Source organism: Sulfitobacter sp. PR48 (assembly GCF_028807335.1).
GTDB lineage: Bacteria > Pseudomonadota > Alphaproteobacteria > Rhodobacterales > Rhodobacteraceae > Sulfitobacter.
On the sequence record NZ_JARAMM010000010.1, the window covers coordinates 107,951 to 129,684 of the forward strand.

Sequence of the window (21,734 nt, forward strand, 5' to 3'; positions counted from 1 at the left end):
CTTTCCGCTGTTTTCTCTTTGCTTCTGTTTTGAGTTAAGTCGAAACGGGCCATCCGGCAGCCCGCTTCTTGCGCATAAATGCGTCAGATTTTGTTGACCGACACGCCGCCATCGACAACCATTGCGGTGCCGGTAACGAACCGGGAACTGTCAGAGGCGAGAAACACTGCGGCCTCGGCGATCTCTTCGGGATCGGCCACGCGCTTCAGCGCATGCAGCGCGCTATAGAACGCCATCTGATCCGGATCGGAATCCAGGTCGCCCAGCATTGGCGTATTTGCAGCGCCCGGCAAAATCGAGTTTGCCCGTATGCCGTCGGCGCCATGCTCAACGGCCAGCACCTTCGTCAAGCCGATCACCCCTGCCTTGCTCGCCGCATAGGCACCCATTCCCGGGAACGCCGTTGTGTAGCCAATGACGCTTGACGTGAAGATGATCGAACCTGATCCATTGCGCTTCATCGCCGGGATCTGGTGTTTTGCCGCAAAGAAGGCGCTGGTCAGGTTTGTCGAAAGCACCCCCTGCCAATCCTCGTTTTCCATCTCGGGGACAGTCGCGGATTTCCCCGTGCCAGCGTTGTTGAAACTTGCATCCAGACCGCCCCAGGTGTCCTCGGCCAACTCGACGAGCGCCCTGTTATAGTCCTCGTCACATACATCGCCCGGCAGGCAGACGGCGTTCCCGTTGCTTTGATTGATCTGCCCCGCGATGGTGTTGAGTTCTTTTTCGCGGCGCGCACCGAGTACAAGCCTGGCTCCTTCTTTCGCAAATTTGAAAGCAGCGGCGGCACCAATCCCGCTGCTCGCACCGGTGATGATTACGATTTTGTCTGTTAGTTGCATCATATGTCTCCTGAACTGATGTCCGGGGACTGAATGCAGCGGGATGGCCCGTCAAAATATCCGGTTCTTGTTGTCGAAGCAATTTTCCCGGATCGAAACGAAAGTTCTTATGCGTCTGGCTGGCGAATTTTCCGAAAGGTAAGGTTGATCCGGGCCGACGACACTTTCTTGCTCTTCGGCAGGCTGTGCAACCAGTGCGTTTGCGTCGTCCCACGCATGGTCAGAAGGCTGCCGTGTTCCAAAACCTGCGATACAGTCGCTTTTGTCTGTTTATGCTTAAATGCGAATTTGCGCGCTGCCCCGAAGCTTACCGAACCAATGGTCCCGTTTCGGACAAGGTCTTTCTCGGCATCGCTGTGCCATGCCATACCCTCGCTTCCATCTTGGTAAAGGTTCAGCAGGCAGGAATTGAATGTCTCGCCGCAGGTCATCTCTACTTGCTTTTTGAGCGCCAGTAACAGCGGCGTCCAGTGTAACGCGGTTTTGGTGACTTTCGAGTAGGTGTATGAATAGGCGGCGTCTGCGTACCATGCCACCTGGCGTTTGGTGGTGATCCGCTTGCCAAAGATGACGGCTTCGTCGTGATGCCATGCGATATCGTCCTGCAAGGATCCTAGATAAAAGTCTGCTTCGGCTTCGTCAAAAATCGGTCCGTAGTATTCAACGATTCCATCCCGGGGCAACAAGTTCCTGCGGGCGTTGTCGGTTCTGGCAAATAGATCCGTCATCAATCTGACTCTCTGGCTTTCGAAGGCATGAAGCCGGTAGCAGCGCTGCGGAAACAGGAAAATTCAATCCGTTTCTTGCGGTCAAAATCACTTTTCTGATCATAAGGAGCCGTCGCATCAGCCAACCCATTTGGCCAAAGCCGCGTTTACATGCGCGACAGCCGGTCCTCATCGTCCACGACCTTCAGATCGCAGCCTTCGCCTGTCCATTTCCACAGAACGATGTTCAGGGCGTTCGGTGGCGCGCCCTTTGCATAGCTTGGGACAAGGATACCGGCAAAACCCTCCGCGATTAGATTTCGCGCGAAGTCCTGTGTCGGCACCGCGTGCCCGTCGAGCATTTTCATCCGCCAGCCCGGATCGGCGAGTGCGTCGTTCGACATGCCCCAACGGGCAAGTTGCTGCGCATCGCGGGTGTCGAAAACCGGCCTCAGATCGGCGGTGTAGGACACAAGAACCGTAGGCTGCAGGCTGCCGGCCTGATTGGCTTCGCGCAGGGCCGTGGTTGGATCAAGCGCGGTATAAAGCGCCGACGTCCCTTTGGCGTTCAGACGCCCACCATGAAGCTCTGCGCCACGGCCAGACAGCGGCGCGCGGGCATAGACCGGATTCAGCGCGCGGTAGAGCGGCCCCTTGTAGCGCCCGTCGCTGAGGGGCATCAGGCAAAGACACCTGCGTCGACCGCGTCGATATATTCGAGAACCTGTTGCGCCTTGCCTTCCTGCACGAGCTGCATCGCGGTCCGGCCATCGAATCCGGGCAGGGGCTCTGACCGATACCAGGCATACGCCATCAGCTCCGACCCAAATCGGTGCTGGACCTTGTTGAGCACTTCGACCAGCTCGCGCAGACGGCGCTGTGTCTTGTCCGAATTGATGCGGGTGCGCCGCTGCAGCGCGTCTTTGCCAAGGCCGACGGTCATGGCGATTTCTTCCGCAGATGTGCGGAGCGCGGCGGCGATCTTGCGCGGTTCGAATTGCCCGCCAACGGCAACGGTTGTGATCTGCATGACAGCAGCCCTCATATCGGTTATATTGACAGCATATAGCGTCAAAATCACCGTTGTGCAAGGTCTGAGGCACCTTTTGGCCGGGCAGGGGTGGCGGGCCGGAATTGTACGTCAGCCCGCTTCGGCAGCGTCAAGTTCCTGACGCAGGCGTTTTTCGGATTCCGCCTTGGGCACAGAGAACCGGGCCAGCAGCAGATAGGCAACCGGCGTGAGGTAAAGCGTGGAGAGGGTGGCCAGCCCCAATCCGCCAACGATCACCCAGCCCAGTGCCTCGCGCGCCTCGGCGCCGGCCCCGGCAGACAGGATCAGGGGCACGCCCCCCAGCACGGTGGAGGTCATTGTCATCATCACCGGGCGCAGCCGGATGGTGGAGGCATCGAGGATCGCGGCATGCACATCCTGCCCCTTGTCGCGCAGCTGGTTGGCGAATTCGACAATGAGAATCCCGTTCTTGGCCATGATCCCGATCAGCATGACCAGGCCGATCTGGCTGTAGACATTCAGGCTTTGCCCCGTCAGCAGCAGGGCAAAGACCGCGCATGCCAGGCCCAGCGGCACGGTGGCCATCACCACCACCGCCGAGATGAAGCTTTCGAACTGCGCCGACAGCACCAGGAACACCACGAGGATGGCAAAGCCGAAGGTGATGAACAGGCCGCCATTGGTCTGGTCCAGTGTGGCGGCCTCGGCCAGCGGCACGATGCGGTTATGTTCGGCGAGGATTTCATCGCCGATGCGGTCGACCTCGGCCATGGCGTCGCCCAGCGACAGCTCGGGCGTGAGGCCTGCCGTCAGTTCGACAGAACGGTTCTGCCCCTCGCGGTCCAGTTCCGGGGCGACGGCGCGTTCCTCGAAGGTGACAAAGCTGGACAGCGGGATCATCTGGCCGTTGCCCGCCTGCATGAAGATGTTTTCCAGATCGCCCGAGTCGTTCACCGGGTCCGAGGTGGACAGCATCTGCACCCCGAAGTTGGTATCTCCGATAAACACCGAGGCGACCTCGCGCCCGTCCAGCACGGCTTGCAGCGCCTGGCCAAGACCGGTGATGTCGACCCCCAGGTCGGCGGCCAGTGTCCTGTCGATCTGCACAAAAAGCTGCGGCTGCGTGCGTTCGTATTCCAGCCGTACCTGGCCCATGGCCGGGTTCTGGCTGAGCTTGTCCACCATGGTCTGCGCGACTTCGGCCAACTGGTCATAGTCGTTTCCGGTGATGGCAAAGGCCAGCCCGCGCCCGGCACCGCGAATGCCCAGCGAATTGGGCTGGATGGCAAAGGCGCGGACGCCGATGATGTCCCGCAAACCGGCGTTGATGTCGTTCACGATGTCCTGCTGGCTGCGTGTTCGTGCGTCCCATTGGGACAATGTGAAGACCATGAATCCGCGGTTGGAGGCCCCAAAGCCGGTGATCGAAAAGACATTGGTCACTTCACCCGCATCCTGAAGAGGTGCCACTGCATCCTCGATTTCGCGCATCTTGCCCTGGGTATATTCCAGCGACACCCCCTGCGGAGCGGTGACGCTGAGCAAGGCCACGGCGCGGTCCTCGCGCGGGGTCAGCTCCTGCCGGATGCCGCCGGCCATCAGGGCCGCGGTGGCCGCGACAAAAACCGCGATCAGGACGATGACAAAGGGCATGGCCAGCGCGCCGCGCAGGGTTTTTTCATAAAGGGTGAACAGACGGTTGCCGAGCCAGATCATCGGGCCGCGCGGGTTTTCCGGCGGCGCTGCGGTCAGCAGGCGGCTGGCCAGCACCGGACAAAGGCTGAGCGCCACGACGGAGGACAGCAGGACCGCCATGGCCAGGGTAAAGCCGAATTCCCGGAACAGCCCGCCCGCCTGACCCGGCAGGAAGGACAGCGGGACAAAGACGGCGGCCAGCGTTGCGGTGGTGGTCACCACGGCAAAGAACACCTGCGCCGTGCCGTTTACCGCTGCGGCGCGCGGCCCCATGCCAAGGGTTCGTTGCCGCACGATGTTTTCCAGAACGACAATGGCGTCATCCACCACCATGCCGGTGGCCAGCACCAGCGCCAACAGGGTCAGGATATTGACAGAGAAGCCCACCAGGTAGATCGCCGCGAGCGTGCCGATCAGGGAAACGGGCAGGGTCAGTGCGGGGATCAGCGTGGCGCGGAAATCCCGCAGGAAAAGAAAGATCACCGCGACCACGATGGCCACCGCAAAGGCCAGTGTCTTGAGCACCTCCTCGATGGAGCCGGAGATGAAGATCGCATCGTCGGAAGTCACAAAGATGTTCACGTCGTCGGGCAGGGTCCGGTTCAGCTCATCCACCACGGCGCGCACGTTCTCGGAGATTTCGAGCGTGTTCGACGTGGCCTGCCGGATGACGCCGATGCCCATGCCCTGCTGTCCGTTCGCACGCAAGATCGTTTCGCCCGGCGCCGGGCCCAGCGAAACGCGGGCAATATCGCCCACCGTCACGTTTTCCCTGATTTCGAGCGCCTCGAAAGCCTGCGCGGTTGCCACGCTGGCCGTGGTGCGCACGTTGATGGACTGGCGGTCTCCCGACAGGTCACCGGCGGGGGTGTCATAGGCCACGTCGGCCAGCCCGCGCTGCACGTCCCCCAGGGTCAGGCCCCGGCTGGCCAGTTCCAGCAGGTCGATGTCGACCCGAAAGATCTGTTCCCGGTCGCCGTAGATTTGCAGGTCGGCCACGCCATCGACAGAGATCAGCCGGTCCTCGATCCGGTCCTGAACGATCTGGGTCAGTTCCTGCGGTGACCGCCCGGTGGAGGTGACGGCGATCCGCATGACCGGCTGGGCGTTTGCGTCCGCCTTGACAATCTGCGGCTGCTCCGCCCCCTCGGGAAGCTGGTTTGCGATCCGGGCCACCGCATCGCGTACATCGGTCGCTGCCACGTCGATATCAACCGAGTCGTTGAATTCGAGCGTCACGCGGCTGCGGCCAAAGCGGGAGTTGGACGAGATCGACCGCACACCCGAGACGCGGCCCACGGCACCTTCGATGCGGCCCGTCAGTTCCTGGTCTACCGCCTCGGGCGAGGCACCGGAGAACTGGGTGGTGACGGTGACCACCGGGCGGTCCACGTTCGGCAGCTCCCTGATCTCGGCACCGAAAAGACCCGCAACACCGGCCAGCACGATCAGCGCGTTCAGAACGAAGGCCAGGATCGGCCGGCGCACAAACAGCGCGGTGCCCGGTGCGCGTGGTTCCGGCGTACTCACAAGGTTTCCTTGCCGGTCTGGCCGTCTGCTGTGGCCGGGTCGTTGACCGGGCTGACCTCTGCCCCGTTGCGCAGGGTTTGCACGCCTTCGGTCACGACATTCTCGCCCGCCGCCAGCGCGTCGGCGCGGATCAGAACGGAATCACTGTTGCGCTGTGCGATGGTCACCGGGACCTGTACGCTCTTGCCGCCGCGCACGGCCCAGACAAATGGCCCGTCGCTGGACCATTGCAGCGCCAGCGGGGGAATCGACAGGTAGCTGTCGCCGGGGAAGGTCATGGCCACCGAAAACGCCATGCCCGCGCGCAGCGTGTCATTGCTGTTGGCGACACGGCCCTGCACCAGCAGGGTCCGGCTGGTCCGGTCCACTACCGTGTCGATGGCGGCCACTTCGCCGGTCAGGACGGTATCGCGCAGACCCAGCGGCATGACGGTGATCTGCTGACCCGGCCGTATCTTGCCCACGACCCGTTCCGGTACGCGGAAATCTATCAGGATGTCGGAGCGGTCGGTGATTGTTGCCAGCACGTCCTGCGCGTTCACGCGGTCGCCGACTTCGACATCGGTGATGCCGACCCGGCCCGAGATCGGCGCGGTGATCTGGCGCTGCGACAGGTCGAACTGCGCTTTGCGCACGGCCAGCTCGGCACTGCGCAGGGCCACTTCGGTTTCCCGCAGGCGCACTTCCGTCACCGCACCGGTGGATGACAGCTGTTTGATCCTGGTCTCTTCGCGCTGCGCCTCGTCAAGGTTGATCTGCGCTTGCTCCAGCGCGATCTCTTCTTCCTCGTCCAGCAGGCGGGCAAGCACGGTTCCTGCCTCTACCGCGATGCCCGGCGACAGGTTCAGTTCGGTGATGACCCCCACCGCATTGGAACGGACGGTGACCGACCGTTTTGCGCGCCCGTCGCCAATCGCGGTGATCCGGTCCGCGATCGCGGTTTCCCCCACCGTGGCAATCGTGACATTGGCCGGGCCGCCGCCGCCACGCGGCCGCTCCTGTTGTGTCGCGGCCTCGGCCTGAGGAAGCTGGATGCCCAGCAGGTCGGGAATGCCGCTGCGTTCAATCAGGGGGCGGGCCGCTGGAACATAGATGATCCAGACATAAAGGCCTGCACAGAGCACAGCCAGAAATATGAGTGTTTGTTGCAGGGCTTTCATCGGTGGTTTTGCTATCTCAGGTCAATGCGGGCGAAGCTTAACCCGTTCTTGCGGGGTAAGCATCATAATCATTAGGGTAAGGTGCGATCTGACGGATCACGCTTTTGTCAGACGCAGATAGAGCCTTTGCAGGTCGGATCGGGGCAATCCGATCTTTTCCAGGTAGCCCCTGACGCCGCCATAGTTCCGGTCGATGTGATCCAGTGTTGCGGCTATGGCGGTTGCGGGGCTTTCCAGCAGTCTGGCATAGCTTTCCACATCACCGCCGCGCGCGCGGGACAGGTCCAGGAATTCTTCCACCAGATCGGGGATGAGATCGGCGGTCAGGGCATAATCCGCGATGATCTGGTCGCGGTCCACATCCGCGATGCCCAGCAGCAGGGCAGCAATGATCCCGGTTCGGTCCTTGCCCGCGGTGCAATTGAACAGCACGGCACCCTCAGGCAGTTCGGCCATGGTGGACAGGACCTTGCAGATCGCCGTGGCCCGCGTTTCCAGCGCTGCCAGGTAAAAGGTCAGCAGGGGATGGGCATCTGCCACTTCGGCGCGGGCCATTGCCTGCGGCGACAGGTCGTCAAACAGCGGCAGGTTGGCAAAGTGAACATCCGCAAAGGCGGCAAAGGGATTGGGCGCGCTTTCGACCTCATCCGGCGTGCGCAGGTCGATGACCAGGCGCAGACCCTCGTCGTAGAGCCGCGTAACATCTGCCGGGTCGAGCCGGTGCAGGCTGTCGGCGCGCAGGAACCGCCGCCAGGGGATCACCCCGCCGCCCGCGGTGGTGTAACCGCCCAGCTCGCGGATGTTATAGGCCCCCCGGACCGGCAGATGTCGCGACATCGGTCTCATGTGAACGCCAGCAGCCTCTTGCGGTCGATCATGCGCAACTCGCGCGCGGCGGGCGACAGCGGCACAAAGCTGACCGACAGGCCCGAGGGGCGCCATTCGCAGATGCCCATGCCGGTGCCTTCGACAATGCGCAGGCCGTCGGTTGCCAGCAGGTCGATGGTGGAATCCTGACCGTTGGAGATGACAATCGGAATGCCGTACCAGTGGTTGACCTGGTTGATGTGGATATGCCCCGAAAGGATACCGGCCACCTTCTGGCCCTGCAGCATCTCTGCCAGCCGTTCGGTCGCCGGCATGTCGATGCTGCCCCAGGGCAGGCCATCTGCATCCACGCGCGGAGGGTGGTGCATAACGATCAGACGCGGCAAGTCAGAGTGGCGCGACAGCGCATGTGCCAGAAAGTCGAACTGCGCATCGCAGATCGTACCGGCCACATGCCCCGGCTTCATCGTGTCCAGCGTGATCACATGCATCCCGCCATGCACGACATCGTGGAAATAGGGTGCGTCCGACCCCGCATTGCCAAGGACCTCGTGGAACGGCGCGCGTTTGTCGTGGTTTCCCAGGGCCATCACCAGCGGCGGGGCAAGCGGTTCCAGGATCTCTTGCAGCAAGCGGTAGCTGGCGGCATCGCCCATGTTGGTCAGATCGCCGCTGGCCACCACAAATGCGGGCTGCCGCTCCATCGCGTTGATCACCTGCACCACCCGCCTGAGCGTTTCCACCGCGCCGGATTTGTCGCTTGGGTCCGGCGATCCGGGGTGCGAGATGTGCAGATCGGTCAGGTGGATGAAACGGGTCATATGGATACTCCGGCGGCCTTGAGCAGGGTTTGCGTGTAGCTGTGGGCGGGTTGGCGCAGGATGCGGGCGGCGGGTCCGGCTTCCAGCGCCTTGCCATGCTGCATGACCAGCAGATGATCGCAGATCGAGGCGACAACCGCCAGATCATGGCTGATGAAAAGGATGCCCAGCCCCAGGTCGTCCTGAAGATCCATCAGCAGGTTGAGGATCTGCGCCTGCACCGACACATCGAGCGCCGAGACCGCTTCATCCGCGATCAGCAGGGCGGGACGGGTGACAATGGCGCGGGCGATGGCGATGCGCTGGCGCTGCCCTCCCGAAAATTCATGCGGGTATTTGTCGCCGTCGCGCGGGTGCAGGCCGACCTGTTCCAGCGCCTCGGCTGTGCGACGCGGAGTGTCCGCATCCACGCCGATGGCGCGCAGCGGTTCCGCGATGGACCAGCCGACGGTGCGGCGCGGGTCGAGCGATCCGAACGGGTCCTGATAGACCATCTGGAAGTGTCGCCGCTGGCGGCGCAGTGCCGCGGCAGACAGGCTGTGCAGGTCCTCGCCCTGAAACAGGATTTCGCCCGCGTCGGGTCTCTCGAACGCCATGACCATGCGCGCCAGTGTGGATTTGCCCGAACCGCTTTCCCCCACGACCCCCAGCGTTTCGCCCGCGCGGATGGTAAAGCTGATCTCATCCACCGCCGTCAGCACCGGCGCGGCACCCAGCAGCGTGTTGCGCGGCAGCTTGTAGCGCCGGGTCAGGTTGCGGGCGTCGAGCAGGGGGGCGGTCATCTCGTCCCTTCCGTCAGCAGATGGCAGCAGGCGCTGCGGCCCTGGCCGAGGTCGGTCAGGCCGGGGCGGGTGCTGGCGCAGCGCGCGATCTCGACCGGGCAGCGCCCCGAAAAGCGGCAGCCCTGCGGCAGGTCCGGCAGCCCTGGCACGGTGCCGGGGATTGTTGGCAGGCGCGGACGTTTGCCGCCCGGTGCGCGGGTCTGTGCGACGGGGTCGGGACGTGCCGCCAGCAGGCCGCGGGTATAGGGATGGGCCGGGTCGGCCAGTACCTGATCGGTGGGGCCGCGTTCGACCATGTCGCCACCGTACATGACCACGATGTCACGGGTCGCGCGGGCGACGGCGGCAAGGTCATGTGTGATAAAGACCAGTGCCATGTCGCGCTGGCCGGCCAGCCGCACCAGAAGGTCGGTGATCCGCAAGGCGATATTGGCATCCAGAGCCGTGGTCGGTTCATCCGCGATCAGCAGCGCGGGATTGCAGGCAAGCGCCAGCGCGATCAGCACCCGCTGGCGCTGACCTCCGCTGAGTTCATGCGGGAACTGGCGCATGCGGGCTGCGGGGTCGGGAATGCCGACCTCTTCGAACAGCGCCAGCACGCGGGCCTTTGCGGCCTGGCGGCTGAGACCCTCATGGACCATGATCGGCTCTGCCACCGTGTCGCCCACCCGCACCAGGGGGTTCAGCGCCGCCATCGGTTCCTGAAAGATCATGGCGACACGCCGCGCCCGCAGGTGTTGCCAGCTGTTCTCCTCTGCATGGGTCATGTCCTGCCCGTCGATGCGCAGCGCCCCGCTCAGCTGCGCGCCATCGGGGGCCATGCCCATCAGACAGAGCGCCAGCATGGTCTTGCCCGATCCGCTTTCTCCCACGATGCCCAGCCGGTCACCGGAACGGATCGTCAGCTTGGCATGGCGCAGGGCGGTGGCAGAGCCGAAAGCGGCGGAGAGATTGTCGAGCTCGAACATCTATCGCTCCCGCGCCAGCCGGGGGTCGGTCATGTCGCGCAGCCCGTCGCCCAGCAGGCCAAAGCCCAGCACGGCAACGACAATGCACAGGCCCGGATAGATCGCCAGTTGCGGGGCGAGATACATGAGCGTCTGCGCCTCTGACAGCATGCGGCCCCAGCTTGATGCCGGGGGCTGCGCGCCAAGACCGAGATAGGACAGCGCCGCCTCGGCTAGGATGGCGACGGCAAATTCGATGGTGGCCTGCACGATGATTGCGGCGGCGATGTTGGGCAGGATGTGATCGCGGCTGATGGCAAAGCGGTTCATCCCCGCCGCCCGCCCCGCCGAGACGTAATCCAGCGTCCAGACCTGGTTGGCCGATCCGCGCGCCACGCGGGCAAAGACCGGGATATTGATAAAGGCGATGGCCAGCACCGCGTTGGTCAGCGACGGGCCAAAGACTGCCGCCAGCATGATCGCGAAAAGAAGCGCCGGAAAGGCAAAGCCGAGATCGGCCAGCCGCATAACGCCGTCCTCCACCCAGCCACCGATGGCCGAGGCCAGCAGCCCCAGTGTGACTCCGACCGATCCGCCCAGCAGCACCGCGATCAGCGCCACCGCCATCGAGTTGCGCGCCGCCGCCATCAGCTGGCTGACCACGTCGCGGCCCAGTTGATCGGTGCCCAGCCAATGCGCGGCGGAGGGGTCCGCGAACTTGTCGCGGATGTTCATCGCAGTGGCATCATGCGGTGTCCAGACCAGCGACAGCGCGGCGGTGCCGACGACGAGCGCGACCAGCACCGCGCCGATGACGAAGTTGGCGGGCAGGCGGCGGCGGGTCATGCGCGTGCCTTCAGGCGCGGGTCGATCACCACGTAAAGCAGATCGACGACGAAATTCGCCGTGACCACGATGGCAGCAAAGAGCATCACCAGCGCCTGCACCGTGGGCAGGTCACGGTTGGAGATCGACTGGAAGATCAGCCGCCCGAGGCCGGGCAGGTAGAAGACGTTTTCGATGACGATAGTGCCGGTGACAAGGGCGGCGAACTGCATGCCGACGATGGTGACGATGGGCACCAGCGCATTGGGCAGGACGTGCCGCCACAACACCCGGCGGCGTGACAGCCCGCTGGCGCGGGCGGTGCGGACGAAATCCTGCCGCATGACCTCCAGCGCGGAGGACCGCGTGACACGGGCCAGCACCGCCGATTGTACCAGCGCCAGCGCGATGGTGGGCAGGATCAGCGACCGGGCTGCCGCGACCGGGTCGGACCAGCCGGCAAAGCCGCCCGGCGGCAGCCAACGCAGCTTGACCGCGAACAAAAGCACCAGCAGCATGGACAGCCAGAAGGCGGGTACGGCGATCCCGAGCTGGCTGAGGAACATCACGCCCCAGTCCCCGATCCTGCGGTGCCGCGCCGCGGCACCGATCCCGAGGGTCAGGGCGATGGCAAGCGTTGCGATCATCCCGGCGACCGCCAGCGCGACGGTCATGCCAAGCCGTTCGCCGATCAGGTCGGAAACCGGCACGCGGAAGGAATGGCTGATGCCGAAATCGCCCTGCAGCGCGTTCCATATCCATGAGAAATAGCGCGTCAGCAGCGGCTCGTTCAGGCCCAGCTGCTCGCGCAGGGCCGCCAGCGCGTCATCGGTGGCATCCAGCCCCAGGATGGTCAGCGCCGGATCACCCGGCAGGACATTCATGACCGCGAATACCACCACGGACACCGCGAGCAGTGTCAGGATGAAACCGGCGGTCCGGCGGAACAGGAAATACCACATGAAAGATTACAATCGGGCCGGGGGGCTGCGCGCGCCAAAAGCCCGCGCAGCCGGTCCTGTCAGCCGCCGTTGCTGACCCCCTTGAGGGGCATGTAGAGCACGGGTGAGGAGGACCAGTAGCCTTCGACCCCGGTGCGGAACACGCCCAGCAGCGGCAATTGGAACAGGAAGGCATGAACCGACTGATCTGACAGATATTGCTGCCCCTGCTTCAGCAGCTCGTCCCGTTTCGCCGGGTCGGCCTCCGTCTCGATGCTGTTCCAGAGCGCGGTGAATTCCGCGTCGTCATAGCCATAGAAGTAGTCCGGCCCACGCGCAAAGTTGCCCATGTCGTTGGGCGAAGTATGGGCGATGATCGTCATGTCGTAGTTCTTTTTCTTGTAGACCTCGTCGATCCAGAAACCCCATTCCACGTTCTCGACCTTTGCGTCGATGCCCGCGTTGGACAGTTCCTGCTGGATGATCTCGGCAGAGCGCATGGCATAGGGGAAGGGCGGCACGCGCAGGGTCATCGTGGTGCCTTCGACACCGGCCTCGGCAAACATTGCCTTTGCTTTCTCGGTGTCATGGGGATAGGCGCCAGTCAGGTCCACATAGGCGGTGCCATGCGGCGGATAGAAGCTGCCGATGGGCACGGCCTGGCCGTACATCGCACCTTCGATGATCTCGTCACGGTCGATGGCGGTGGCCACCGCGCGGCGCACCTCGATGTTGTCAAAGGGGGGCTTGGCGTTGTTCATTGCCAGGATCACCTCACCCTCGGTCGAGCCGATGTTCACGCGAAAGCGGGGATCGGCCTCGAACTGCGGCAGCAGTTCCGGCGCGGGAAAGCCGGGGAAGGCGTCCAGCTCCTCGGCCATCATCGCGGCGGTTGCGGCAGCAGGGTCAGAGATGAAGCGGAATTCGACCTTGTCCAGCGCCACGCTGTCCGCATCGCGGTAATCGGCGTTCTTGACCAGTGTCAGCCGGTCGCCGCGCGTCCAGCTGTCCAGCTTGAAGGGTCCGGTGCCGACGGGGTTGGTGTTGTTGGTATCCGCCGATTCAGGGGCGACGATGGAACTGTCGCCCTGGCCCATGTTGAACAGAAAGAACGCATCCTTGTTCTTCAGCTTGATCTCGACCGTCTGCGGGTCCAGCGCGGTGACGGAGGCGATGGGTTTGAAAATGTCCTTGGAGGGGTTCACACTGTCCTCGGCCATGGCGCGGTCGAAGGAGAACACCACATCCTCTGCGTCAAAATCGGTGCCATCGTGGAACTTCACCCCCGAGGCGAGTTTGAACGTATAGGTCAGGCCGTCGTCGGAGACCTCCCATTCGGTGGCCAGGTTCGGCCCGACCTGGCCGTTCTCGGCCACGATGGTCAGGGATTCGTAGACGTTCATCGTCAGCATGCCGTCGATGGAGGCGGTGGCATCCGCTGTCGGGTCAAGCGAGGTTGGTTCCTGCTGAAGGCCGACCACCAGCGTATCCGCCAGCGCAGACAGGGGTGCGGCCGTCAGGCCGACGGACAGGGCCAGAACGGACAGGGCGGGAAGTTTCGATAAGCCAGGCATGTGCAGAACTCCTTGCTGAGCATGAGGTGAGGGGCGGCAGCCACCCCGCATGACAGCAGTTTGCGCAGCAGGATCGGCCGGGTCAACGCAGATGCACAGGAATCGCGAAAACATCGCAAAGCTGAAACCTGCCTGGGGGTCAGCTCAGACGGCTTTTCAACAGGTCGCCGGTTCTGGCCAGGATCGGATAGCCGACCATGGAGAATGCCGTGTTGATCTGCTTGAGCGAACGCAGGGTTTCCTGGTGGATGCTGCTGGTTTCGATGCTTTCGGCAAGCCCCTCACGCAACCGGCCTAGGTGGTTGCGTTGCAACTTCTGTTCCACCGCGCGGACCTTTTCCTTGGCTTCGACAAGGTCGCGTGCCTCGGCCGGGTTCTGGTTCATCATCACGTTGAGTGCCAGATGCACGTTGCCCTGCACCCGGTCGAGAAAATCGTTGATCTCATCGCGGCCGACCTCGGAAAAGGCGACGCCTTCGCTCTCGCGGCGTTTGGCCAGCGTCAGCAGGCTGCGCACAATGGTGTCGGAGGCCGCTTCCAGCGCGGTGGAGATGCCCGCCAGTTCCATCGACCGTTTGCCCAGATCCTCGTCCAGACCGCCGCGGCCAAGCTGGGCAAGGTAAAGCTTGATCTCGAAGTGGATCTTCTTGACCGTCTTGTCCTGTTCGCGGATCGCTGTGGCGGCGGCGCTGTCCCAATGGTCATAGAGGGGGCCCGTGGCATTCAGCATCCCTTCGATCTTCTGACCCATGCGCAGCAATTCGCGGGCGGTGGAATCGAGGCCGCGGCCGGGGCGGTCCAATGCATTCGGGTCCAGCGCGCTGATTTCTGCCAGTGTGGAGGTCTCCTTGTCGGAGGCGCTTGTGATCAGTTTTGCGCTGAGCGCGGACAGCGGGTGGATCAGCCCGAGGGCCGCCAGCGCCAGGACCGCGTTGAAGGCCAGATGCAGGTTGATGGCCTGACGGCTGGCATTCGCCCCCAGATACTGCAGCAGATCAGGTTGTCCCGACAGGACCAGCAGCAACAGCACAGCACCGCCGCCGCGCAGCATCAGGTTGGCGCAGATCATCTGCCGCGCCGGGGCGGGGGAGGCGAGGGTGAGCACATAGGCGATGAACCCGCCGCCCAGGTTGGCCCCCAGTACCATGGCGGCGGCCCCTTCGACCGGCAGCAGCGATTGCGCGGCGAGCGTCACGAACAGCAGCACCGCCGCGACGCTGGAATGCACCGCCCAGGCAAAGAGTGCGCCAACCGCGAAGGCGGAGAAGATGTCGCGCCCGAGATAGGCCATGACCGCCTGTGTGCCGGTGCTGTGGACCATGGGTGCGGTGGCATCCCGGATCATGTCCAGAGACAGGAAGATCAGCGCCAGACCGATCAGGATACGCCCTGTCTGGCGCAGGGTTCCTGACTGCCCGCGCAGGAACAGCGCGACGCCAGCCAGCAGCAGCAGCGGGATGAGAAAGGACTGCCGGATCAGCAGCAGTTGTGACACGATGGCAGAGCCAAGGTCGGCCCCCAGCAGGATCGCCAGCCCGATGGCGGGGATCAGGCTGCCCTTGGCGACGAAATTGGCAACCAGCACCGCCACTGCGGTGGAACTTTGCAGGAAGACCGCGGCCAGGGTGCCGGTGCCCGCTGCCAGCAGCCGGTTGCGGGAGGCGCGGCGCAGCGATTGGCGCAGCTGGGTGGCGAAAGCACGCTCGACCCCCGTGCGCACCAGACGCACCGACCAGATCAGCAGCGCGGCAGCCCCGGCAATATGGAGCAGAAAGGAAAGGAGTGCGGGTTCTTGCAATGGAAGACTTTCAATGCTGGCGGGTCGCAGGCCGCAATACGGGGCCGGACGAGGGTTTGTAACAGGTTTGTAAAGATAGGCCAGACGCGTCATCTGTCGACGTCAAAGCCGGCACCAGATCTGCCGGATTGGCAGCGGTAACCCAAGCGGTGCGGCGCATTTTTCTGCCCGTTTCCACCCTGCCCCGAGGTTGGCCCCGGCGTCATGGAAAAATCCCCCGGCTTTGCAGAAAACGTCATAAATTCGTTACAGAACAGGAGGATACAACGCCGCGCGCGAAAGATGAATGATGTGTTGCCAGCACAGGTAGTTACCCACTACGCTGGCGCAGCCACTGAAAATGGGGGAGAGATGTAATGATGATGCGAAACACGATGATGGCCAGCGTTGCGGCCATGATGGCGGCGGCGCCTGCCATGGCGCAGACCGAGGTCGAGTTCTGGCACGCCTTTACCGGCCGTCTGGGCGAGCTGGTGGCGGAGCAGGTCGAAACCTTCAACAACGCACAGTCCGACTATGTTGTGACCGCGACCCACAAGGGCAATTATTCCGAGACGTTGAACGCAGGCATCGCCGCGTTCCGCGCGGGCGAACAGCCGGACATCCTGATGGTCTTCGAGGTCGGCACCGCAACGATGATGGCCGCCAAGGGCGCGATCAAGCCGGTTTATGAGGTGATGGCGGATGCCGGTGCCGATTTTGATCCCGATGGCTTTATCGGTTCGGTCAAGGGCTATTACACCACTGCCGACGGTCAGATGTTGTCGATGCCCTTCAACTCCTCCACGCCGGTGCTCTGGGTCAACCGCGATGCGCTGGAAGCGGCTCAGATCGACCCCGATGTGGACCTGAGCACCTGGGAGCAGGTGGGCGAGGTGCTGGATACGCTCAAGGCATCGGGCAACGACTGCCCGCTGGTCACCGCATGGCAAAGCTGGATCCATCTTGAGAACCTCAGCGCCTATCACAATGTGCCCTTTGCCACCGAGGCCAATGGTTTTGCCGGGCTCGATACCGAGCTGTCGCTGAACGGCCCGGTCCAGGCCAAGCACATCGGCACGATGGGCCAATGGGCCAAGGACGGCAAGTTCATCTACACCGGCCGGCGCAACGAAGGCGGTGCAAACTTCCGCAGCGGTGAATGCGCGCTCTTTACCGAAAGCTCTGCCGGTTATGCCGGGATCAAGTCGGAGGCGACTTTCGACTTTGAAGTGCGACCGCTGCCCTATTGGTCGGATGTCGAAGGCGCACCGCAGAACACCATCATCGGGGGTGCATCGCTTTGGGTAATGGCCGGTCAGTCGGACGAGGAATACAAGGGTGTTGCGACCTTCCTGAACTTCCTGTCCTCGCCCGAGATCCAGGCCAAGTGGCACCAGGACACCGGCTATCTGCCGATCACCCAGGCAGCCGCCGACCTGACCCGCGAGCAGGGCTTCTATGAGGCGAACCCCGGCACCGACATCGCGGTCACGCAGATGACAGCCAAGGAGCCGACGGAGAATTCCAAGGGTCTGCGCCTGGGGTCCTTCGACCAGATCCGCGGCATCATCGACGAGGAGCTGGAAGCGGTCTGGGCCGGTGACAAGGACGCGCAGGCAGCGCTGGACAGCGCGAAGGCACGCGGCGACGAATTGCTCCGCCGTTTTGAGCAAGCGAACCGCTGAACGGAACGGGATGGGCAGGTCAGCCTGCCCATCCTTCTTCTTTGCCAAGACGGGCAACAATGTGTTTGAAATGATCCTGACCGCTCCTGAAAACAGCGAATATGCGGATGACCTGCATGTCCGGATCGGGGTGGAACCAGAAGATGCATCGTTCGATCGTGACGTGTCGTATGCCGTCCATGAGGGCAGGATGCTGAGTGCCGATCTGTGGCACGCCGACAAGCCGTTCTGCGAGGTCCAGCATCCTGACGATGCCGTCGCGCGCCAGGGCCATCGCTTCGTCCGGTGCATAGCCGAATGCGATCTGCGATTTCAGCAAATGCGCATGGTGCAGGTCGAGATCGGCGTAGGCTTCTTCGGAAATTTCAATCGTCCAGGTCAAACGTGCCCGCCTTTTGGTCCAGTGTCCGCATCATGTTCTCGCGGAACGTCGACAACGGCACGAAGCCGCCTTTCGCGCGGCGTTCGAGCAGAGTGCGAAACGCCTCTTTCTCCGCCTCATATTCCTCGTCCTCCTTGCGCTTGGCCTCAAGCGCCTGCTGGATTACCGCGGAAGTCGATGAAAACCGGCCCTCGGCCACCTGTTTGCGGGCATATTCGGCCTGTTGATCCGAGATGGAGACGGAAATCTTGACGGTCATGGCTGAACTCCTTTCCGATAAAGTGCTACTCAGTCGCACCGGAGTCAAGTGATGGAAAAGCGCGTCACCTTCAAGGGCATCTGGCTGCCCCTTCTGCTGGTTCTGCCGCAGCTGATCGTCACGGCGGTCTTTTTCTTCTATCCGGCGGGGCAGGCGATCTGGCAGTCGCTGTTCATTCCGGACCCTTTTGGCCTGTCGATGCAATACGTGGGGCTGGGCAATTTCGAATATCTGCTGGGCAATGCCTATTACCGGGCAAGTTTTGTCACCACTGCGATCTTTTCCATCGCGGTGACCGTAGTGTCGATGGGCGTGGCGCTCTACCTCGCGGTGCTGGCGGACCGGCTGATCAAGGGATCGGGCGTTTACCGCACGCTGCTGATCTGGCCCTATGCGGTGGCCCCTGCAGTGGCCGGTGTGCTGTGGCTGTTCATGTTCAACACGCGGGTCGGCGTGGTGACATGGTACCTGGGCATGCTGGGATATGACTGGAATCATGTCCTGAACGGGGAAGAGGCGATGGGCCTTGTCGTCGTCGCCTCCGCCTGGGGGCGGATCAGCTATAACTTCCTGTTCTTCCTGGCGGGTCTGCAGGCCATCCCGCGCAGCGTGATCGAGGCGGCGGCGATTGACGGCGCGCGGTTCTGGACCCGGTTCCGTACCATTGTCTGGCCGCTGCTGTCGCCGACAACCTTTTTCCTGCTGGTGGTCAACATCGTCTATGCCTTTTTCGAGACCTTCGGCGTGATCCACACCATCACCAGCGGCGGTCCGCAGCAATCGACGACGATCCTTGTCTACAAGGTCTACAAGGATGGCTTTGTGGGGCAGGACCTCGGCTCTTCCGCGGCGCAATCGGTGATCCTGCTGCTGATCGTGGGGGCGCTGACCATCGTGCAGTTCAAGTTCATCGAGCGCAGGGTGCATTACTGATGGCAGGCATGGTCGAAAAACGCGGTCTTGGGCACTGGATGACCCATCTGGGGCTGATCGTCGGGTTGCTGTTTGTCTTTTTCCCGATCTGGCTGGCCTTTGTCGCCTCGACCGTGTCGCAGCCGGAAATCGTCAAGCCGCCGATGCCGCTTCTGCCGGGCGACCAGTTCCTTGAAAACTACCGCAAGGCGCTGGTGTCGGGCATCAATGCGCCGGTGGCGCTGATGATGCTGAATTCACTGGTGATGGCGCTGGGGATCACCATCGGCAAGATCGTGATCTCGCTGCTGTCGGCCTTTGCCATCGTCTATTTCAGGTTTCCGGGGCGGCGCCTGTTCTTCTGGCTGATCTTCCTGACGCTGATGTTGCCGGTGGAGGTGCGCATCGTGCCGACCTATGAGGTCGTCGCGAATTTCGGGATGCTCAACAGCTATTCGGGCCTGATCTTTCCGCTGATCGCCAGCGCCACGGCGACCTTCCTGTTCCGCCAGTTCTTCATGACCGTGCCGGACGAACTGGCCGAGGCGGCGCGGGTGGACGGGGCAAGGCCGATGCGGTTCTTCTGGGACATCCTGTTGCCGATGAGCCGGACCAACATCGCGGCGCTTTTCGTGATCCTGTTCATCTATGGCTGGAACCAGTACCTCTGGCCGCTGCTGATCACGACCGACCCGTCGATGAACACCATCGTCATGGGCATCAAGCAGATGTTCCCCAGTGGCGACGACATCGCCGACTGGCCGGTGATCATGGCAACTTCCATCCTGGCGATGATCCCGCCGGTGATCGTGGTGATCAGCATGCAAAAGCTGTTCATCCGCGGTCTGGTAGACAGCGAGAAATAACACATGGCGACAGTCAGCCTGAAGGGCATCAAGAAGACATTCGGCAAGACCGAGGTGATCCACGGGATCGACATGGAGATCGAGGACGGCGAGTTCATCGTGATCGTCGGGCCATCCGGCTGTGGCAAGTCCACGCTGCTGCGCATGGTGGCCGGGCTGGAAACCGTGACCGGTGGAGAGGTGCAGATCGGCGGCGCGCGGGTGAACGAGCGTGAACCGATGGAGCGGGACATCGCAATGGTGTTCCAGAACTACGCGCTTTATCCGCATATGTCGGTCTTCGACAACATGGCTTACGGCCTGAAGATCGCAGGCACTCCCAGGGCCGAGATTGCCGAACGGGTGAACGAGGCGGCGGCGCTGCTGCAGCTTGGCGATTACCTTGAACGGCGGCCGCGCGAACTGTCGGGCGGGCAGCGCCAGCGTGTGGCCATGGGCCGGGCCATCGTGCGCAAGCCTTCGGTGTTTCTGTTTGACGAGCCGCTGTCCAACCTGGATGCAAAGCTGCGGGTGCAGATGCGGCTGGAGATCAAGCAGTTGCAGCGCCGTCTGGGGGTCACGTCGCTTTATGTGACGCATGACCAGGTGGAGGCGATGACCCTGGCCGACCGGATGATCGTGATGAACGCGGGCCGCGCCGACCAGATCGGCGCGCCGCTGGAGGTCTATGCCAACCCGGCGACCGAATTCGTCGCCGGTTTCATTGGCTCGCCGCCGATGAACTTCCTGCCTGCCGGTCTGGCGACGGACGCACCGGAAGGGGCAAAGACGCTGGGCATCCGGCCCGAGAACCTGGCGCTGGCCGGGCAGGGGACCCGGGCCACCGCGATCTATAACGAGGCATTGGGGGCGGAAACACTGGTGCATGTGGATCTGGCGGATGGCACCCGCGCCACCGTGCGGCAAGACGCCTCTGTTCCGATGCCGCCGGAAGGTGCCGCGGTGAACCTCGAATGGCAGGACGCGGATCGGATATTCTTTGACACGGGTGGCAGACGGTGCTGATCATGGCGCCATTGAGAACCCTTCGGGTGTCACACCGCTGTCATATGTGAACACTACGACCCAGGAAGCCCGGCGCGGCCTGACCGCACCGGCACAATTTGGAGAAAATCATGAAAACCATGCTGACAACCGTTGCCGTCCTGGCGCTCTGCTCTGCCGCGCAGGCGGACACGCTGCGCCTTTTGACCTGGGGCGGCTATGCGCCCGAGAACGTGATCGAGATGTTCGAGGCCGAGACCGGCCATACCGTCGAAGTGACCAAGTCCAACAACGAGGAAATGATCGCCAAACTGCGCGCGACCAATGGCGGCGGTTTTGACCTTGCCCAGCCCAGCCAGGACCGCATCGCGGGCCCGCAGGCCGAATTCGGCATCTACAAACCGCTGGACATGTCGAAGATCGACGCCAGCCTGTTCATCCCTTCGATGCTGGAAGCGACCAAGGGCAACACCACGGTGGATGGTGAGATCTATGCCGTGCCGCATGTCTGGGGCACTTCGGGCCTTGTGGTGAACACCGCGATGGCGGCTGACGTGAAGGACTATACCGACCTCTGCAACGCCGATGTCGCCGGGAAAGTATCTTACCGTCTGAAGCGTCCGACATTGATCGGATTCGCCTATGCGATGGGACTCGACCCATTTGCGGCCTATGGCGATGAAGCGGCTTACAAGGCGATCCTTGATCAGGTCGAAGCCAAGCTGGTGGAGTGCAAACCCAACGTCAAAACCTATTGGGATGGCGGCGACGAGCTGAAGAACCTGCTGCGTTCGGGCGAAGTCGTGGCGTCGATGGCATGGGACACCGGCGGCTGGCAGCTGAACGACGATAACAAGGACATCACCTTTGTTGCCCCCACATCGGGTGCGCTGGGGTGGATCGACACCTTTGCTCTGCCGGCACGGGGCCGTGCCGACGATGCGGCCTATGCCTGGATCAATTTCGTGATGAAGCCGGAAATTGCGGCGATGATCACCGCGTCAGCCGGAAACTTCACCGCCTCGCAGGGCGGCGATGAGGGCGTGGACGACGCGCTGAAGGCCAAGTATCAGGCCAGCTTCCCGCAGGAAGCCATCGACAACATCAAGTGGTATCCGACGGTTCCGGCTGGCCTTGAGGCGCTGGAAGGTGCGGCGCTCGACCGGATCAACGCGGCCAACTGATCGGCCATGAAATGACGC

21 protein-coding genes are annotated in these 21,734 nt (G+C 62.9%); 5 read left to right on the forward strand and 16 right to left on the reverse strand.

Going from position 1 to position 21,734, the window contains the following annotated elements; translation table 11 throughout:
- Positions 1 to 83: 83 nt before the first annotated feature.
- From PVW51_RS14610 to PVW51_RS14675, 14 genes are all read right to left on the reverse strand, one after another.
- Positions 84 to 842 carry an SDR family oxidoreductase gene (locus PVW51_RS14610; RefSeq protein WP_274575780.1) on the reverse strand — a complete coding sequence of 253 codons (759 nt, stop codon included), beginning with the start codon at positions 840 to 842 and terminating at the stop codon, positions 84 to 86.
- 107 nt (positions 843 to 949) lie between these two features.
- Positions 950 to 1,570: an alpha-ketoglutarate-dependent dioxygenase AlkB family protein gene (locus tag PVW51_RS14615; protein ID WP_274575781.1), complete on the reverse strand. Its 621-nt coding sequence runs from the start codon at positions 1,568 to 1,570 to the stop codon at positions 950 to 952.
- 146 nt (positions 1,571 to 1,716) lie between these two features.
- Positions 1,717 to 2,229: an RES family NAD+ phosphorylase gene (locus PVW51_RS14620; RefSeq protein ID WP_274575782.1), complete on the reverse strand. Its 513-nt coding sequence runs from the start codon at positions 2,227 to 2,229 to the stop codon at positions 1,717 to 1,719.
- Positions 2,229 to 2,579, reverse strand: a complete 351-nt coding sequence (locus PVW51_RS14625; protein ID WP_114277505.1) for an MbcA/ParS/Xre antitoxin family protein — start codon at positions 2,577 to 2,579, stop codon at positions 2,229 to 2,231. The genes PVW51_RS14620 and PVW51_RS14625 overlap by 1 nt, the downstream gene beginning before the upstream one ends.
- 111 nt (positions 2,580 to 2,690) lie before the next feature.
- A complete protein-coding gene (locus tag PVW51_RS14630) occupies positions 2,691 to 5,786 on the reverse strand; it encodes an efflux RND transporter permease subunit (protein WP_274575784.1) in 3,096 nt (1,031 codons plus the stop codon).
- Complete coding sequence (locus PVW51_RS14635; RefSeq protein WP_274575785.1) at positions 5,783 to 6,946, reverse strand: efflux RND transporter periplasmic adaptor subunit; 1,164 nt, start codon at positions 6,944 to 6,946, stop codon at positions 5,783 to 5,785. Before PVW51_RS14635 ends, PVW51_RS14630 begins: the two co-directional genes overlap by 4 nt.
- A gap of 96 nt (positions 6,947 to 7,042) precedes the next feature.
- A complete protein-coding gene (locus PVW51_RS14640; RefSeq protein WP_274575786.1) occupies positions 7,043 to 7,783 on the reverse strand; it encodes a tyrosine-protein phosphatase in 741 nt (246 codons plus the stop codon).
- Between the two features lie 5 nt (positions 7,784 to 7,788).
- The gene (locus PVW51_RS14645; protein WP_274575787.1) at positions 7,789 to 8,595 is read right to left on the reverse strand and encodes a metallophosphoesterase family protein; all 807 of its coding nucleotides are present in this window, start codon (positions 8,593 to 8,595) and stop codon (positions 7,789 to 7,791) included.
- Positions 8,592 to 9,377, reverse strand: a complete 786-nt coding sequence (locus tag PVW51_RS14650; protein WP_274575788.1) for an ATP-binding cassette domain-containing protein — start codon at positions 9,375 to 9,377, stop codon at positions 8,592 to 8,594. Before PVW51_RS14650 ends, PVW51_RS14645 begins: the two co-directional genes overlap by 4 nt.
- Positions 9,374 to 10,345, reverse strand: coding sequence for an ABC transporter ATP-binding protein (locus PVW51_RS14655; protein WP_274575789.1), 972 nt, complete (start codon positions 10,343 to 10,345; stop codon positions 9,374 to 9,376). Before PVW51_RS14655 ends, PVW51_RS14650 begins: the two co-directional genes overlap by 4 nt.
- The gene (locus PVW51_RS14660; RefSeq protein ID WP_274575790.1) at positions 10,346 to 11,170 is read right to left on the reverse strand and encodes an ABC transporter permease; all 825 of its coding nucleotides are present in this window, start codon (positions 11,168 to 11,170) and stop codon (positions 10,346 to 10,348) included.
- Positions 11,167 to 12,111 carry an ABC transporter permease gene (locus PVW51_RS14665; RefSeq protein ID WP_114276700.1) on the reverse strand — a complete coding sequence of 315 codons (945 nt, stop codon included), beginning with the start codon at positions 12,109 to 12,111 and terminating at the stop codon, positions 11,167 to 11,169. The genes PVW51_RS14660 and PVW51_RS14665 overlap by 4 nt, the downstream gene beginning before the upstream one ends.
- Positions 12,112 to 12,170: 59 nt before the next feature.
- Entirely contained in the window at positions 12,171 to 13,664 is a 1,494-nt protein-coding gene (locus PVW51_RS14670) for an ABC transporter substrate-binding protein (RefSeq protein ID WP_274575791.1), read from the reverse strand.
- Positions 13,665 to 13,803: 139 nt separating this feature from the next.
- Positions 13,804 to 15,462: a Na/Pi cotransporter family protein gene (locus PVW51_RS14675; RefSeq protein ID WP_269360916.1), complete on the reverse strand. Its 1,659-nt coding sequence runs from the start codon at positions 15,460 to 15,462 to the stop codon at positions 13,804 to 13,806.
- Positions 15,463 to 15,821: 359 nt separating this feature from the next.
- On the opposite strand from PVW51_RS14675, the gene ugpB reads away from it, so the two are divergent.
- Positions 15,822 to 17,129 (forward strand): sn-glycerol-3-phosphate ABC transporter substrate-binding protein UgpB, encoded by a 1,308-nt coding sequence (gene ugpB / locus PVW51_RS14680; RefSeq protein WP_443069507.1) that lies wholly within the window; start codon positions 15,822 to 15,824, stop codon positions 17,127 to 17,129.
- 19 nt (positions 17,130 to 17,148) lie between these two features.
- On the opposite strand, the gene PVW51_RS14685 is transcribed toward ugpB, so the two are convergent.
- The gene (locus PVW51_RS14685; RefSeq protein WP_269360914.1) at positions 17,149 to 17,511 is read right to left on the reverse strand and encodes a type II toxin-antitoxin system RelE/ParE family toxin; all 363 of its coding nucleotides are present in this window, start codon (positions 17,509 to 17,511) and stop codon (positions 17,149 to 17,151) included.
- Positions 17,495 to 17,770, reverse strand: a complete 276-nt coding sequence (locus PVW51_RS14690) for a ribbon-helix-helix domain-containing protein (protein WP_274575793.1) — start codon at positions 17,768 to 17,770, stop codon at positions 17,495 to 17,497. Before PVW51_RS14690 ends, PVW51_RS14685 begins: the two co-directional genes overlap by 17 nt.
- 51 nt (positions 17,771 to 17,821) lie before the next feature.
- Between PVW51_RS14690 and ugpA the strand changes: the two genes are divergently transcribed.
- The 4 genes from ugpA to PVW51_RS14710 all read left to right on the forward strand — a co-directional run bounded on the left by ugpA (position 17,822) and on the right by PVW51_RS14710 (position 21,716).
- Entirely contained in the window at positions 17,822 to 18,703 is an 882-nt protein-coding gene (ugpA, locus tag PVW51_RS14695; RefSeq protein ID WP_274575794.1) for a sn-glycerol-3-phosphate ABC transporter permease UgpA, read from the forward strand.
- 8 nt (positions 18,704 to 18,711) lie between these two features.
- Positions 18,712 to 19,548, forward strand: a complete 837-nt coding sequence (gene ugpE, locus PVW51_RS14700; RefSeq protein ID WP_114277507.1) for a sn-glycerol-3-phosphate ABC transporter permease UgpE — start codon at positions 18,712 to 18,714, stop codon at positions 19,546 to 19,548.
- 3 nt (positions 19,549 to 19,551) lie between these two features.
- A complete protein-coding gene (ugpC, locus tag PVW51_RS14705; RefSeq protein ID WP_274575795.1) occupies positions 19,552 to 20,553 on the forward strand; it encodes a sn-glycerol-3-phosphate ABC transporter ATP-binding protein UgpC in 1,002 nt (333 codons plus the stop codon).
- 110 nt (positions 20,554 to 20,663) lie between these two features.
- Entirely contained in the window at positions 20,664 to 21,716 is a 1,053-nt protein-coding gene (locus tag PVW51_RS14710) for an extracellular solute-binding protein (RefSeq protein ID WP_274575796.1), read from the forward strand.
- The last annotated feature ends 18 nt before the right edge of the window (positions 21,717 to 21,734 follow it).